The following is a 14,960-nucleotide window of genomic DNA, read 5'->3' on the forward strand; positions in this document are numbered from 1 at the left end:
TTGTATTTTGCACAAGCATAAATAACTACGTGCATAATTTTTAATTCCACACATTTATTTTGACAAATACTTTAGAATACAATACAGAGCGTGAGCATTTAATTATACCAGAATATGGTCGCCACATGCAGAAAATGATTAATCAAGCTAAAGCTGTTAACAACAGAGATGAGCGAAACAAAATAGCTAAAGCCATTATTTCGGTAATGGGTAATATGCAGCCACATTTAAGAGACGTACCAGATTTTCAGCATAAACTTTGGGATCAGCTATTCATCATGTCTAATTTTGAACTAGACGTAGATTCCCCTTTTGAAAAACCTACCAAGGAGTTGCTGTCTGAACGCCCTGAGCCTTTAAAATATCCTCAAAATCACCCAAAATATCGTTTCTACGGGAACAATATTAAAACAATGATAGACGTTGCCAATACATGGGAAGATGGTGAATTAAAGGAAGCTTTAATATACACCATTGCCAACCACATGAAAAAGTGTTTTTTAAATTGGAATAAAGACACTGTTGAGGATATAGTTATCTACGATCACTTGTTTGAATTGTCTGGTGGAAAAATTAATCTTAGAAATTCAGAAGAAAACTTATCAGAATCTTCAAGTTTAATGCGTGCTAAGAGTAAATACTCAGGAAAAAAAGGACATCATAAAAAACAAAGCAGACAGAGAAAACGTTATTAAGTAAGACAATCTTTGTACAAGTTAACAAGACATTTAATAGGAAACTAATTTTGATTTTGGGGGTAGACCTCGAATGTTTAAACCTCGAAATTGAGTAGAGTATGGGAGTATTTAAAATTGAAGGTGGTCATCAGCTAAAAGGAAGTATAAAACCACAGGGTGCTAAAAACGAGGCGTTACAAATATTATGTGCAGTTTTACTAACCCCCGAAAAAATTACCATAAATAACATACCCGATATTGTTGATGTTAATAAGCTAATAAGTTTATTAAAAAAACTAGGGGTAAAGGTAGTGCGCCTTTCTCAGGGTACTTATTCCTTTCAAGCAGACAACCTAAATTTAGAATACTTAGAATCGGACGAATTTAAAGTAGACGGAAGAGGATTACGTGGCTCTATAATGATAGTTGGTCCGTTACTAGCGCGTTTTGGTAGAGGTTATATTCCTAAGCCCGGAGGTGATAAGATTGGGCGCCGAAGATTAGATACACATTTTGAAGGATTCATTAAACTAGGAGCTAAATTTGGTTATAGTAAAGAAGATCAATTTTATGGTGTTGAAGCCAACAAACTCAAAGGCGCATATATGCTTTTGGAAGAAGCCTCTGTTACAGGAACAGCCAATATAGTCATGGCAGCTGTTTTAGCAGAAGGCCAAACAACCATATACAATGCGGCTTGTGAACCATATTTGCAGCAACTTTGTAAAATGCTAAACAGAATGGGAGCCATAATTAGTGGCGTGGGGTCTAATATGCTAATAATTGATGGTGTTGATAGCTTGGGAGGTACAGAGCATACCATGTTACCTGATATGATAGAAATTGGTAGTTGGATTGGTTTAGCAGCTATGACTAAGAGTGAATTGACTATTAAGGATGTATCTTGGGATGATTTAGGTCTAATTCCTAATGTGTTTAGAAAATTGGGTATCACTGTCGAAAAACAAGGAGACGATATTCATATTCCTGCTCATACCAATGGATACGAAATTCAAAATTTTATTGATGGTTCTATTTTAACCATTTCAGATGCACCATGGCCTGGGTTTACACCAGATTTATTGAGTATTATATTGGTAGTAGCTACTCAAGCGAGAGGTAGTGTTTTAATTCATCAAAAAATGTTTGAAAGCCGTTTGTTCTTCGTAGATAAACTTATTGACATGGGAGCAAAAATTATTTTATGTGATCCGCACAGAGCTACTGTTATTGGTCATGATTTTAAATCTACTTTGAAAGCTACAACAATGACATCGCCCGATATTCGTGCTGGGGTATCATTACTTATAGCAGCATTATCGGCTAAGGGAACATCAACCATAATGAATATTGAGCAAATTGACCGTGGTTACGAAAATATTGATGAACGTTTACGAGCCATAGGAGCTCATATTGAGCGGATTGATGTGTAAGTTCTATTTGTTTGGTGTTTGTTGAAAACTACCCTAAAATACTAAAAACTTATTCGGTAATAACTATTTTAATTTTGTAAATTTGCCTGCGTTTAAAAGCGCAACATGACAAATACAAAGTACATTTTCGTAACCGGTGGGGTTACATCTTCTCTAGGAAAAGGTATTATAGCAGCATCTCTTGCAAAATTGCTTCAGTCTCAAGGATACCGTGTTACCATACAAAAATTAGACCCGTATATTAACGTAGATCCTGGAACTTTAAACCCTTATGAACATGGTGAATGTTATGTTACAGAAGATGGTGCTGAAACTGATTTAGACTTAGGTCATTACGAACGCTTTTTAAACACGCCTACCAGTCAAGCCAATAATGTTACCACGGGTCGTATTTACCAAAGTGTTATTAAAAAAGAACGCAAAGGGAAATTTTTAGGAAAAACGGTTCAGGTGGTTCCTCATATTACAGATGAAATCAAAGATCGTATCCAATTATTAGGAAATTCAGGAGAATATGATATTGTTATTACAGAAATTGGAGGAACAGTAGGTGATATTGAATCGTTGCCATATATAGAAGCTGTTCGTCAACTACGTTGGGATTTAGGAGAAAACAATGGTATAGTTGTGCATTTAACTTTGGTACCTTACCTGTCAGCTGCAGGTGAACTTAAAACCAAACCAACACAGCATAGTGTAAAGACCTTGATGGAAAGTGGTGTTCAAGCTGATATATTAGTTTGTAGAACAGAACATCATTTACCACAAGATTTAAAACGAAAACTGGCATTGTTCTGTAACGTAACTCAGGAAGCTGTTATTGAGTCTATAGATGCCTCTACTATTTATGATGTTCCAAATTTAATGTTGAAAGAAGGACTTGATAAAGTAGTTTTAAAGAAACTAAACTTAAAAAGCACAGAACCAGATGTCACTAAGTGGAATGAATTTTTAAAACGTCATAAAAACCCTAAAACAGAGGTTAGCATTGGCCTTATTGGTAAATATGTAGAATTACAAGATTCTTATAAATCTATTTTAGAAGCATTTATTCATGCAGGAGCAGCTAATGAGGTAAGAGTAAACATAGAATCTATTCATTCAGAATATTTAAATAGCGATAATATTGAAGTTAAGTTGGCTCATTTAGATGGTGTTTTGGTTGCGCCAGGTTTTGGTGAACGAGGTATTGAAGGAAAAATAGATGCTGTTAAGTTTGTTCGTGAAAACAATATTCCTTTTTTAGGTATTTGTTTAGGTATGCAAATGGCAGTTATTGAATTTGCCAGAAATGTTTTAGGAATCAAAGATGCAGATTCTACCGAAATGAATTCTGAAACTAAAAATGCGGTTATTGATTTGATGGAAGAACAAAAATCGATTACCGATAAAGGAGGTACCATGCGTTTAGGAGCTTGGGCTTGTGATTTGAAATTGGGTAGTTTAGTAAGAGACATTTACAAGACTGAAACCATTAAAGAGCGCCACAGACATCGTTATGAATTTAATGGTAATTACAAAGCTCAAATGGAAGCTGCAGGTATGATTGCCACAGGATTAAATCCTGATACAGGTTTGGTAGAAATTATTGAAATACCAGAACACCCATGGTTTGTTGGTGTTCAGTATCACCCAGAATACAAGAGTACTGTAGCAAATCCGCATCCTCTATTTGTGGCTTTTGTAGCAGCAGCACTTAAATATAAAAGTAAACAAAAGGGTGTCAGTATGGCACAAAACTAGAATTGGACAGTTTTTTGATTAATAATAAAACTTTGTAACAAATAAGATTTGTCATATTGAGTTTACGCTAAGAATGACACCAACTGAAATATGGAAGAAAAAAAGTTAGATATTAATTCGATAATAGGCTTCGTGCTTATTTTCGGAATTTTGGCTTATATGCTTTGGCAAAATCAGCCAACACCTGAAGAGTTAGAAGCACAGGAAAAGGAAAAACAAGAGCAGATAGCTTCAGAACAAAATGCTAAAGAGCAAGAACAAACCAAAATCACTTCGGCTACAGATTATAGTATTGGAACTAATGTTGATTCACTGCAACATATTGCTTTACAAAACAAACTAGGGGCATTTGCTTATTCTGCATTAAAAGGATCTGATGAAGAAACCCTTGTTGAAAGCAACCTTTTAGCACTTAAGTTTAACAATAAAGGCGGGTATCTTTCAGAAGTAAGGTTGAAGGAATTTGTAGATTATAAAGAAGAGCCTATTTATTTAATAAAAGATAACAACGCTTCATTTAATATTAATTTTGGAACAACCGATAGTAGAATTTTAAATACTCAGGATTTATATTTTGAGCCTACTATCACTAAAAATAACGGTAGTACAATAGTATCTATGAAGCTAAAGGTTTCAGAGAGTAAATATTTAGAATACCGATATGATTTGAAAGATGGTGATTATATGATGGATTTCACCATTCGTTCACAAGGCTTAGGAGATGTGTTCAATAGTTCACAGCAAATTAATTTAGATTGGAATCTTAAAGGATACCGTCATGCAAAGAGTATTTCTTATGAAAATAGATATACCGATATTCATTACGAATATGAAGGCGGAAAAGATGATTATACAGGAATGCGTGATGCAGATGAAACTCTATCCGATGTAACTTGGATAGGGTATAAGCAACATTTTTTCTCCTCTATATTATTAACAGATACGGCTTTTAAAACGTCTCGAATTGCTTCTAAAAATTTGGTTGAAGATGAAGCCATAGATACTGTATATACCAAACTATTTAGCTCAAAAATACCTTTAGAGTTAAAAGGAGGAGAACTTAATTATAACATGAATTGGTATTACGGACCAAGTGAGTTTAGAACTCTAAATGCCTATAATCGTAATCTAGATGAAATGGTACCGTTGGGTTGGGGTATTTTTGGTTGGATAAACCGATATCTTTTTATGCCTTTGTTTAGCTTTCTAGGAGGTTTAATGCCTTATGGTATTGCTATTGTAGTTATGACTATTTTGGTAAAAATATGTTTGTCATTTGTACAATACAAACAATTCTTGTCTCAGGCTAAAATGAAAATTCTAAAACCAGAGTTAGATGCTATACGTGAGAAGTACAAAGACAATAAAATGAAGGCGCAACAAGAAACTATGGCGTTACAAACTAAAGCAGGAGCAAGTCCTTTGTCTGGTTGTTTGCCCGCATTAATTCAGTTGCCAGTATTTTATGCCTTATTCCAATTTTTTCCGTCGGCGTTTGATTTAAGACAAAAAAGTTTCTTGTGGGCGGAAGATTTATCATCTTATGATTCAATATATCACTTCCCAAGTGGTTGGAGTATTCCTTTTTATGGTAATCATGTTAGCTTATTCCCAATTTTGGCATCCATCGCTATTTTCTTTTATATGCGATTGACAACCGGACAAAACATGCAAACAGCGCCCCAACAAGAAGGAATGCCAGATATGGGTAAAATGATGAAATACATGATGTATTTCTCACCCATAATGATGTTGTTTTTCTTTAATAATTATGCGTCTGGTTTGAGTTTGTATTATTTTATTTCAAACTTAATTAGTATTGGGATTATTTTGGTAATTAAAAATTATATTCTTGATGAAGATAAGATTCATGCTCAAATTCAGGAAAGTAAAAAGAAACCAAGAAAACAAAGTAAATTTCAAGCCAGAATGAAAGAAATGATGGAACAAGCTGAAAAGCAAAAACAATCACAACAAAAAAGAAAAAGATAGTTTGTAACCTGTCTCGATTGATGATGGGATTGGTTTTTGTTCTCACTTCTTAAAATGTAAAGCTGCCAACTGTGAGCGTTAACTGTTCACTTAACTTGGCAGTTTTTTTGTTACGCATAATTTAACCTATTATTTTTTCGTTTGTAATTAGTCAAATAGAAACTTAATATTAATCCTTTAAATATAATTATGAAACCATTACATATAATTGCAATGTTATTGATGTCGCTTTCAATAGGTGCGCAAACTATAAATCAGTTTGATGCAAATGGAAAGCGCCATGGTATTTGGAAAAAGAATTTTGAGGGAACTAAAGTCTTACGTTATCAAGGACAATTTCACCATGGTAAAGAAGTTGGAATTTTTAAATTTTATAAAAATATAAAAGGGAAAGCGGTATTAACAGCATCGAAGGTTTTTAATGAAAATGATAATACAGCAAAGGTTACTTTTTTTAGTTCAAAAGGAAAGATTATTAGTGAGGGCAAAATGAATGGAAAGAAGTTTATTGGCAAATGGGAATACTATCACGATGATTCAGATAAATTAATGACCGTTGAACATTATGATGTGAATGGGAATTTACACGGAAAACGATTTGTTTTTTATGACAATGGGCAAATAGCAGAGTCCTCTAATTATCAATTTGGTAAACTTGAAGGTGAAGCTAAATGGTATTCTCTTAAAAATGTTATTCTAAAACATTTCATTTATGAAAATGGAGAATTACATGGTGTTTCTAAATACTATAGTCCTAAAGGAGAGTTGATTGCTGAAGGGCGCTACAAGCATGGCAAAAAACACGGTATTTGGAAGTATTATGAAAATGGTGTAACAGAAGAAAAAGACTTTAGTCATAAAAAGAAAGCTCCCTAATTAAAGGGAGCCCACTTTTTCATAGACAATTCTAATTTGAGAGAGATAGATTGCTATTAACAATTTATTGTCTACGAAGTAACCAACCAACAAATCAAACTAACAAATCAATTTTTTTATAGGTAGAGGTGGTAAAACAACCTTATTGATTGCGTGTGTAACACCATTCTAAGCTTGAACATCAACAGCAATTATGTTGCTTACTCTGTTGTTAGCATCAATTAAGGTTGTACCACCCATGATATTTGCTGTTGTATCTCTACCTTTAATTATTTTACTGTTTTTATTTTTAATATTATTGTTTTTAAGAAGATGGTAGTAATACTTTATCTAAAACATGTACTACACCATTGGTTGCATGTATGTTTAATGAGCCAGCATTTAAGCCTGCACTATTGCCAGAGGCATCAATGACAGCTAAATTTGCCAAATCTATTGTTGTGTTTTGATTATTTAACATAGGAACAACAGCATCTTGTGTTAAATCAGTTGAGAAGACATAAACATTGGGTTCCACAACATGATGTGTTAGAATGGCAGCAAGTGTTTCAACAGGTGCAGCATTAATTGCATCAACATCTGCAAAACCTGCGTCTATGAAGGCTGCATCTGTAGGAGCAAATACTGTGTATGGACCATCTGTGGCTTCATCAAAAGCGCCTACTAAATTAGCTTTTAATAAAGCTGCTGTTAATAATGTAAAATTAGATGAGCTTGAAACAATCTCTGCAATAGTTTGTGTAGGAGGAATTAACGTTCTATCAATAACGTGTACAACACCATTAGAGCCTATTATATCTGTGGCTACAACAGTTGTTGTACCGTTTAAAGATACAGAGCCTCCTGCATTTGTAAGGTATACATTACCACCTAGAGTTCCAACTTCAAAAGCATTGATACCTGAAGTAGGTAACATATCTTTCATAATTGTTCCATCAATAACATGGTAAGCTAGAACATCTTCAACAATATCTACTACGGTCGCTAAATCTGTAATACCTGCAGCTGTAAAAGCATCGTTAGTTGGAGCAAACAGTGTTAAGCCGCCATCATTAGTACCATTACTCAAAAGAAGATCTAATATACTTGGGTCTGCAGCTTGTACAGCAGCTATTAAAGTTGTGAAATCTTTGTTGAAATAAGCCGGAGCAACTATAGTCCCTACTATAGGCATTATAGATGGTGGTACCATAACATCACTTACAACGTGTATAACTCCATTAGTGGCTAACGCGTCAACTTCAATGATTTGTGCACCTGCTATAAACAATCCGTTGGTTTCCGAAGTAATTGTTGCAGTTTCTCCATTTGCCATCTGTATATCACCTGGACTAACTAGGTTTGATGTCACTGTTCCAGAAGCAAAAACATGGTATTCCAGTACGTTTCTTAACACATCTTCTGGTATGTCATCAATGCTGTCTTGCCCTAATGCTGCTAATAATGCATCAAAGGCTTGGTTTGTAGGAGCAAAAACTGTAAAAGTTCCATTTCCACTTAGAGTATTCACTAAGTCTGGGTATTTCGATAGTGCAGTAAATAAGTCTGTTAATTGAGAAGACTGAACAATTTCAACAATACTGTTTACTGGTACGAATGGGGCAGGAGCATCATCGTCACTGCACGATAATACAAAAAAAGATGCTATAAATAGCATTATCAATTTTTTTGTGGCTGTTAATGTTTTCATAATAATTTTATTTTAATAATTTTTGTTTAGCAAATATATTAAAAAGTTAAACAAATAAACAAATTTTGTTCAAAAAAAATTTAAAAAAGTTAAACAATATGTTTTTTGTCGATTTGTACATTGCATTCTTATTACTATTTATGCTGTAAATAATATGTATCTTTGCACTCTAATTTTAGAAAGATGAAACGCGTTATTGTTGGACTTTCAGGTGGTGTAGACTCTAGTGTTGCGGCTTATTTGTTAAAAAAGCAAGGCTATGATGTTATTGGCTTGTTTATGAAAAACTGGCATGATGATTCCGTCACTATTTCCAATGAATGTCCTTGGTTAGATGATAGTAATGATGCTATGTTGGTTGCTGAAAAATTAGGAATTCCTTTTCAAACGGTAGATTTGAGTAAACAATACAAAGAGCGTATTGTAGACTATATGTTTAATGAATATGAAAAAGGAAGAACTCCCAACCCAGACGTTTTATGTAACAGAGAGATTAAATTTGATGTCTTTTTGAAAATTGCTTTAGAGCTAGGAGCAGATTATGTAGCAACGGGGCATTATTGCAGAAAAGGTATCATTGAAAACAGTGGAAAAGTAACATATCAACTTTTGGCAGGAGTTGATAACAATAAAGACCAATCTTATTTTTTATGTCAGTTATCTCAAGAGCAACTCTCAAAAGCCTTATTTCCAATAGGAGAATTAACGAAACCTGAAGTTAGGGATATTGCCAATGATATAGGTTTGGTTACTGCTGATAAAAAAGATTCTCAAGGACTTTGTTTTATTGGTAAGGTAAGGTTGCCAGAATTCTTACAACAACAATTAAAACCCAAAGAGGGTCTTATCGTTGAAATTCCAAACGATTTAAAGATATTTAATCAGAAACAACCAAAGTTCACTTCAGAAATAGATAAATTAAAGTTTTTATCACGAAAAGTTAATTACAAAATAGATGATGGTAAAGTGGTTGGTAAACATCAAGGAGCTCATTTTTTTACAAAAGGCCAACGAAAAGGACTTGCTGTAGGTGGAACCCCAGAGCCATTGTTTGTTATTGATACTGATGTAGAAGAAAATGTAATTTACACAGGGCAAGGCAAAGAGCATCCTGGATTATTAAAAAAAGCCTTATTTGTTGGCAATGATGAATTACATTGGATTCGAGAGGATTTAGTTTTAGATGTTGATGTGACAATGCAAGTTGAGGCCAGAATTAGATATAGGCAACCTCTACAAAAAGCAACCTTACACAAGATAGATTCTGGATTATATGTAGAATTTGAAGCATGCCAATCTGCTATTACAGAAGGTCAGTTTGTAGCTTGGTATAAAAATGATGAGCTTTTAGGTTCGGGAGTTATTTCTTAACTTTCGGTATGCCAAATAAAATCACAAATCTTTTTAATATTCAATATCCAATCGTTCAAGCGGGAATGGTTTGGAACAGTGGTTGGCGATTAGCATCCGCAGCCAGTAATTCAGGAATTTTAGGGCTAATAGGAGCAGGTTCCATGTACCCCGAGGTACTGCGGGAGCATATTCAAAAGTGCAAGCAGGCAACAATTAAACCTTTTGGGGTAAACGTTCCTATGTTATATCCTAATATTCAAGAAGTCATGGATATCATAGTAGAAGAAGATGTGAAAATTGTATTTACATCTGCGGGAAACCCAAAAACTTGGACTGCTTGGTTGCAGAAAAGAAATATTACTGTAGTTCACGTAGTTAGTAGTGTTAAATTTGCTTTAAAAGCTCAAGAAGCAGGCGCAGATGCTATTGTGGTTGAGGGTTTTGAAGCCGGTGGGCATAATGGGCGTGATGAAACTACAACATTGAGTTTAATACCTATGGTAAGAGAACAAATCAAAATTCCTTTAATTGCTGCTGGCGGTATAGCAACAGGTAGAGGCATGTTAGCAGTAATGGTTTTAGGAGCAGATGGAGTTCAAATAGGAAGCAGGTTTGTGGCCAGTGAAGAAAGTTCGGCACACCAAGCGTTTAAACAAGCAGTTGTTGATGCTAAAGAGGGTGATACTCAGTTAACCTTGAAAGAGTTGGCACCCGTTCGTTTAATTAAAAATAAGTTTTATAAAGAAGTTCAAGAACTATATAAAAAGGGACCAACGCTTGAGGAGTTAAAAGCATTATTGGGAAGAGCACGAGCGAAAAAGGGTATGTTTGAAGGCGATTTAGATAATGGCGAACTTGAAATAGGTCAAATTTCAGGACTTATTCATAGTATCAAACCAGTAAGTCAAATAGTAAAAGATTTAATTCATGAATTTGAAATTGCCAAAAAGGAAGTTTCAAATTTGTAAATTCAAAAATTCAATCATAAAAAAGAAAAAAGAAGGATAATAATTGTCCTTCTTTTTAATATCGAAACGTTTAAGCCGAAATTTTTAATCCCTATAAAATAAAAGCTAAATGTTTCTATAGATCGTATTAACTACGATTTTTTTCAAATTTAAATAGCTCTTAAAAGTATAAAAAATAACTGCTTATAAACCTGAATATTATATCAAGTTATTAACATTGGTTAATAATATACAATCAAACTAATTTTTCTAAAATTGTTAAAGCAAAAGCGAAAGTTTAATTTTGAAACATGTATTTAAAACACTACACCAAAGAGTTTAAATATAACTGGCAATTGGCGGCGCCAGTAATGTTGGGAATGCTAGGGCATACTTTTGTGAGTTTTGTAGATAATATCATGGTGGGCCAATTGGGAACAGCAGAATTAGCAGCAGTATCGTTAGGTAATAGTTTTATGTTTATTGCTATGTCTCTTGGTATTGGTTTTTCTACAGCCATAACCCCCTTAATTGCAGAGGCAGATGCTGAGGATGATTTTGTTAAAGGAAAGTCATCTTTTAAGCATGGCCTTTTTTTATGCACTGTTTTAGGTGTTTTACTTTTTATATTGGTATTTTTTGCAAAGCCTTTAATGTTTTTTATGAAACAACCACCAGAAGTGGTTGAATTAGCTATACCATATCTAGATTTAGTAGCATTTTCATTAATTCCATTGGTTGTTTTTCAGGGGTTTAAGCAATTTAGCGATGGCTTGTCTATGACTAAATATCCTATGTACGCTACATTATTAGCAAACGTTATCAATATCATTTTAAACTATGTTTTAATCTTTGGAAAACTTGGTTTTCCTGTATTAGGGATAGTAGGTGCTGCTTATGGCACTCTCTTGTCAAGGTTTGTTATGGTTGGTTATTTGTGGTATTTGTTAAGAAAGAATAAAAAATCTAAAAATTATATTATAGATATTAAGTATTTTAAATTGGAAAAATTGATGCTTAAAAAAATCTTGAATTTAGGTACCCCTAGTGCTATGCAAATGCTTTTTGAAGTGGCTATATTTACGGCAGCTATATGGTTAAGTGGTTTGCTTGGTAAAAATCCGCAAGCGGCAAACCAAATAGCTCTAAACTTATCGTCAATGACCTTTATGGTAGCTATGGGATTAAGTGTGGCATCCATGATAAGGATAGGTAATCAAAAAGGATTGCAAAATTATTTTGAGCTGCGTAGGATAGCTTTCTCTCTATTTTTAATGGGGATATTATTTGCCATTGGGTTTGCACTAATATTCTACACATTCCATAATTACCTACCTAAACTATACGTTGATTTTGATGATGCTAAAAACTTTGTAGATAATACTGAAGTATTGGTTATAGCTTCAAAATTATTATTAGTAGCTGCTGTTTTTCAAATAAGTGATAGTATTCAAGTTATAGTTTTAGGAGCATTGAGGGGGTTGCAAGACGTTAAAATTCCAACATTAATCACATTTATATCTTATTGGTTGGTAGGTTTCCCAATAAGTTGGTTTTTAGGAAAAGCTCATGTTTATGGTAGTTTGGGTATTTGGCTAGGTTTATTAGCAGGTTTATCTACAGCCGCAATTTTATTGTATATTCGATTTAATTATTTAACGAAAAAGTTAATTTTGACTAAACAATAAAGAAATATGTCCTTGCCAAAATTTATATTAGGAGATAACACAGACTATCCTAATGCTATTTATGTAATACATACAGAGTTTCCAAGATTTATTATTAATCTTGAAAATGATGAAGTTGAATGGTTTGAAGAGTTTAACGCCGAAGATCAAAAAGAACTTGAAACTGAGACGGAAAATGCTATTAGGCTTGCCACCGCATTTTATGATGCCGAAATTGAAAAGTATGACGATTAGTATTTTGACTTTTTATATATGATAGAAAAGATTCTAAAATATGACACTGAGCTGTTTTTATATTTAAATAATCTAGGAAATAATACTTGGGATTGGTTATGGTTGCTCATAACAGACAAGCTAACGTTTATTCCGCTTTACGCTTTGTTGTTGTTTTTATTATACAAAAAGTATGGATGGAAAGCTTTGATAGTTTTTATAATTGTAGTGGCCTTAATGATTACGTTTACAGACCAAATAACAAACGTTTTCAAACGTGGGTTTGAAAGACCTAGACCTTGTAGAGAAGCAAATTTAATTGAGCAAATGCGTTTTATTGCAGTACGTTGTGGTAAGTATGGCTTTTTTTCAGGGCATTCATCAAACTCTATGGCAGCAGCTATTTTTGCGGGTTTATTACTTAAACCATTCTATAAAAATGCTGTTTTCATTCTATTATTATGGAGTGCTATAGTAGCCTATAGTAGGATTTATGTAGGTGTTCATTACCCCACCGATATTGTTTGTGGATTAACGTTTGGAGCTATTTCAGGATTTATGTTTTATAAATTATCTAAAGTGCTTTTGAAAAAATTTAATATTACCTTAAATGAAATGTCACTTAATACTTGAAACCATAGTGTTTAATAATACCTAAGCTACATTAATTCTGTTTACAAGTTCAATAAATAATCAGCAGCAGCAAAAGGTGTTGTTTTATTATTCTCAATAAGTTGTAACTGATTTTTTAATTCCTTTTTTATTTTTGGCTGATTAAAGAAATAAAATTTTAATTGTGTTTCAATGGTTTGTAAAAGCCAGTATTTATTTTGTTCATTTCGCTTCTTTATAAAATAGGCATTTTTAGTTGTAATCTCAACATAATCTAAAACCATGCTCCATATTTTGTCTATACCCGTATTTTCTGTAGCACTACAAACAGTTACTTTTGGATTCCAATTAGATGATTTTTTTGGGTAGAGGTGAAGCGCTCTAGTGAATTCGGTTTTAGCAAGTTTGGCAGCTTTTAAGTTATCACCATCGGCTTTATTAATAGCTATCAAATCAGCCATTTCAATAATACCACGTTTAATACCTTGAAGTTCATCACCAGCACCAGCAAGTTTTAATAACAAAAAGAAATCTACCATACTGTGCACTGTAGTTTCACTTTGACCAACACCAACCGTTTCAATAATAATAATATTAAAGCCAGCAGCCTCACAAAGGGTTATGGTCTCTCTCGTTTTTCTGGCTACACCACCCAAAGAGTCGCCAGAAGCAGAAGGACGGATATAAGCATTATCATTTTTCACTAAATCTTCCATTCGGGTTTTATCTCCCAAAATACTTCCTCTGGAGACAGAACTACTAGGGTCTATAGCCAATACAGCCACACGTTTTCCTAGCTTGGTTAAATGGTTTCCAAAGGTTTCAATAAAGGAGCTTTTTCCAACTCCAGGAATGCCTGTTATTCCAATTCTGACCGATTTATTAGCATGTGGTAAACAACCCTTTAATATGGTGTTAGCCGCTTTTAAATGCTTTGGATTTTTGCTTTCAATTAAAGTAATAGCCCTACTTAGAGCAGTAATATCTTTGTTTAGAATGGAATCAACCAATTCATTGGGGTCCATTTCACTTTTACGTTTGTTCTTTAAATTTTCAATAGAATTTTTATTAGTAATTTCAGAAATAGAAACCCCATCTTTTTGAATTAGAGCTGATTTTTTTGGTTTATCCAATGCTAAAAGGTTTATACTAAGATACGCAATAAAAAAACCTAATTTTTAAGAGGAACCGCAACTTTGGTGTCATCCCAAGCCATGGTTAAAAACAACTTATCTGTAGAGTTGTCAAAAGCAATGGTGAATTGCTCAACCGTAGTTTGTAATTTTTCAACCGGAACTTCAACATTTATTACGTCATAATTAGGATCCCACAAAGGATTCATTTCAGAGTCTACACCCCACTCGTATTGTTTAGAGTTAAACATTACTGTCCAAGTAGAATCTTTTGGAACCGTCCATAGCGTATATTTTCCAACAGGTAAAATCATACCATTAATATCTAATTTTTGATTGGTTTGAAAGGTGGTGGCTTCATTTGCACCAGTACGCCACACTTTATTAAATGGTACTAAGGCTCCAAAGATTTCCCGTTCTTTTTTATAGGGTCTGTTATAGAATACTTTTAGCCTTAAATCATTCAATTCAAATTTTACTGTATCTTTAGGACTTAAGCGTTTTTCAAAAATATTTTCAACAAAAACAGAATATAAAAGTAGCCCTAAAGCAACAATTGAAAGTAGGATTAATAAACGTTTTAAGAAGGTGTTCATATTGAGC

13 protein-coding genes are annotated in these 14,960 nt (G+C 33.5%); 10 read left to right on the forward strand and 3 right to left on the reverse strand.

The features are described 5' to 3' along the window. The first annotated feature begins 59 nt into the window (after positions 1-59). From E1J38_RS06380 to E1J38_RS06400, 5 genes are all read left to right on the forward strand, one after another. Complete coding sequence (locus E1J38_RS06380) at positions 60-695, forward strand: DUF4290 domain-containing protein (RefSeq protein WP_133355205.1); 636 nt, start codon at positions 60-62, stop codon at positions 693-695. 101 nt (positions 696-796) lie between these two features. Next, complete coding sequence (gene murA, locus E1J38_RS06385) at positions 797-2,110, forward strand: UDP-N-acetylglucosamine 1-carboxyvinyltransferase (RefSeq protein ID WP_133355207.1); 1,314 nt, start codon at positions 797-799, stop codon at positions 2,108-2,110. A 105-nt stretch (positions 2,111-2,215) separates the two neighbouring features. After that, positions 2,216-3,853, forward strand: coding sequence for a CTP synthase (gene pyrG / locus E1J38_RS06390; RefSeq protein WP_133355209.1), 1,638 nt, complete (start codon positions 2,216-2,218; stop codon positions 3,851-3,853). Positions 3,854-3,943: 90 nt separating this feature from the next. Next, positions 3,944-5,845 carry a membrane protein insertase YidC gene (yidC, locus tag E1J38_RS06395; protein ID WP_133355211.1) on the forward strand — a complete coding sequence of 634 codons (1,902 nt, stop codon included), beginning with the start codon at positions 3,944-3,946 and terminating at the stop codon, positions 5,843-5,845. 189 nt (positions 5,846-6,034) lie between these two features. Then, a complete protein-coding gene (locus tag E1J38_RS06400) occupies positions 6,035-6,721 on the forward strand; it encodes a toxin-antitoxin system YwqK family antitoxin (RefSeq protein ID WP_133355213.1) in 687 nt (228 codons plus the stop codon). A 304-nt stretch (positions 6,722-7,025) separates the two neighbouring features. Here E1J38_RS06400 and E1J38_RS06405 read toward each other — a convergent pair whose 3' ends face one another. Then, on the reverse strand, positions 7,026-8,411 hold the full coding sequence (locus tag E1J38_RS06405; protein WP_133355215.1) for a fasciclin domain-containing protein: 1,386 nt from the start codon (positions 8,409-8,411) through the stop codon (positions 7,026-7,028). A gap of 183 nt (positions 8,412-8,594) precedes the next feature. Here E1J38_RS06405 and mnmA point away from each other — a divergent pair, with 183 nt between their 5' ends. The 5 genes from mnmA (at position 8,595) to E1J38_RS06430 (ending at position 13,245) form a co-directional block, all read left to right on the forward strand. Next, positions 8,595-9,782: a tRNA 2-thiouridine(34) synthase MnmA gene (gene mnmA, locus E1J38_RS06410; RefSeq protein WP_133355217.1), complete on the forward strand. Its 1,188-nt coding sequence runs from the start codon at positions 8,595-8,597 to the stop codon at positions 9,780-9,782. 8 nt (positions 9,783-9,790) lie between these two features. Beyond that, positions 9,791-10,732 carry an NAD(P)H-dependent flavin oxidoreductase gene (locus tag E1J38_RS06415; protein WP_133355219.1) on the forward strand — a complete coding sequence of 314 codons (942 nt, stop codon included), beginning with the start codon at positions 9,791-9,793 and terminating at the stop codon, positions 10,730-10,732. A 290-nt stretch (positions 10,733-11,022) separates the two neighbouring features. Further along, entirely contained in the window at positions 11,023-12,399 is a 1,377-nt protein-coding gene (locus E1J38_RS06420; RefSeq protein ID WP_133355221.1) for an MATE family efflux transporter, read from the forward strand. Between the two features lie 6 nt (positions 12,400-12,405). Beyond that, positions 12,406-12,633 (forward strand): DUF8828 family protein, encoded by a 228-nt coding sequence (locus E1J38_RS06425; RefSeq protein WP_133355223.1) that lies wholly within the window; start codon positions 12,406-12,408, stop codon positions 12,631-12,633. An 18-nt stretch (positions 12,634-12,651) separates the two neighbouring features. Further along, positions 12,652-13,245 (forward strand): phosphatase PAP2 family protein, encoded by a 594-nt coding sequence (locus E1J38_RS06430; RefSeq protein ID WP_133355225.1) that lies wholly within the window; start codon positions 12,652-12,654, stop codon positions 13,243-13,245. Between the two features lie 41 nt (positions 13,246-13,286). Here the strand turns inward: E1J38_RS06430 and meaB are convergent, their stop codons facing one another. Next, entirely contained in the window at positions 13,287-14,357 is a 1,071-nt protein-coding gene (gene meaB / locus E1J38_RS06435; RefSeq protein ID WP_133355227.1) for a methylmalonyl Co-A mutase-associated GTPase MeaB, read from the reverse strand. 38 nt (positions 14,358-14,395) lie between these two features. After that, on the reverse strand, positions 14,396-14,953 hold the full coding sequence (locus E1J38_RS06440; protein WP_133355229.1) for a DUF2911 domain-containing protein: 558 nt from the start codon (positions 14,951-14,953) through the stop codon (positions 14,396-14,398). Positions 14,954-14,960 lie beyond the last annotated feature (7 nt).

The organism is Seonamhaeicola sediminis (genome assembly GCF_004358095.2).
GTDB classification, from domain to species: domain Bacteria; phylum Bacteroidota; class Bacteroidia; order Flavobacteriales; family Flavobacteriaceae; genus Seonamhaeicola; species Seonamhaeicola sediminis.

Excerpts from the sequence above, each read along its gene's own strand:
- E1J38_RS06400 (WP_133355213.1), top strand. The coding sequence starts at position 6,035 with ATGAAACCATTACATATAATTGCAATGTTATTGATGTCGCTTTCAATA.
- pyrG (WP_133355209.1), top strand. The coding sequence starts at position 2,216 with ATGACAAATACAAAGTACATTTTCGTAACCGGTGGGGTTACATCTTCT.
- E1J38_RS06430 (WP_133355225.1), top strand. The coding sequence starts at position 12,652 with ATGATAGAAAAGATTCTAAAATATGACACTGAGCTGTTTTTATATTTA.
- E1J38_RS06405 (WP_133355215.1), bottom strand. The coding sequence starts at position 8,411 with ATGAAAACATTAACAGCCACAAAAAAATTGATAATGCTATTTATAGCA.
- mnmA (WP_133355217.1), top strand. The coding sequence starts at position 8,595 with ATGAAACGCGTTATTGTTGGACTTTCAGGTGGTGTAGACTCTAGTGTT.
- murA (WP_133355207.1), top strand. The coding sequence starts at position 797 with ATGGGAGTATTTAAAATTGAAGGTGGTCATCAGCTAAAAGGAAGTATA.
- E1J38_RS06440 (WP_133355229.1), bottom strand. The coding sequence starts at position 14,953 with ATGAACACCTTCTTAAAACGTTTATTAATCCTACTTTCAATTGTTGCT.
- yidC (WP_133355211.1), top strand. The coding sequence starts at position 3,944 with ATGGAAGAAAAAAAGTTAGATATTAATTCGATAATAGGCTTCGTGCTT.
- E1J38_RS06425 (WP_133355223.1), top strand. The coding sequence starts at position 12,406 with ATGTCCTTGCCAAAATTTATATTAGGAGATAACACAGACTATCCTAAT.
- E1J38_RS06420 (WP_133355221.1), top strand. The coding sequence starts at position 11,023 with ATGTATTTAAAACACTACACCAAAGAGTTTAAATATAACTGGCAATTG.
- E1J38_RS06415 (WP_133355219.1), top strand. The coding sequence starts at position 9,791 with ATGCCAAATAAAATCACAAATCTTTTTAATATTCAATATCCAATCGTT.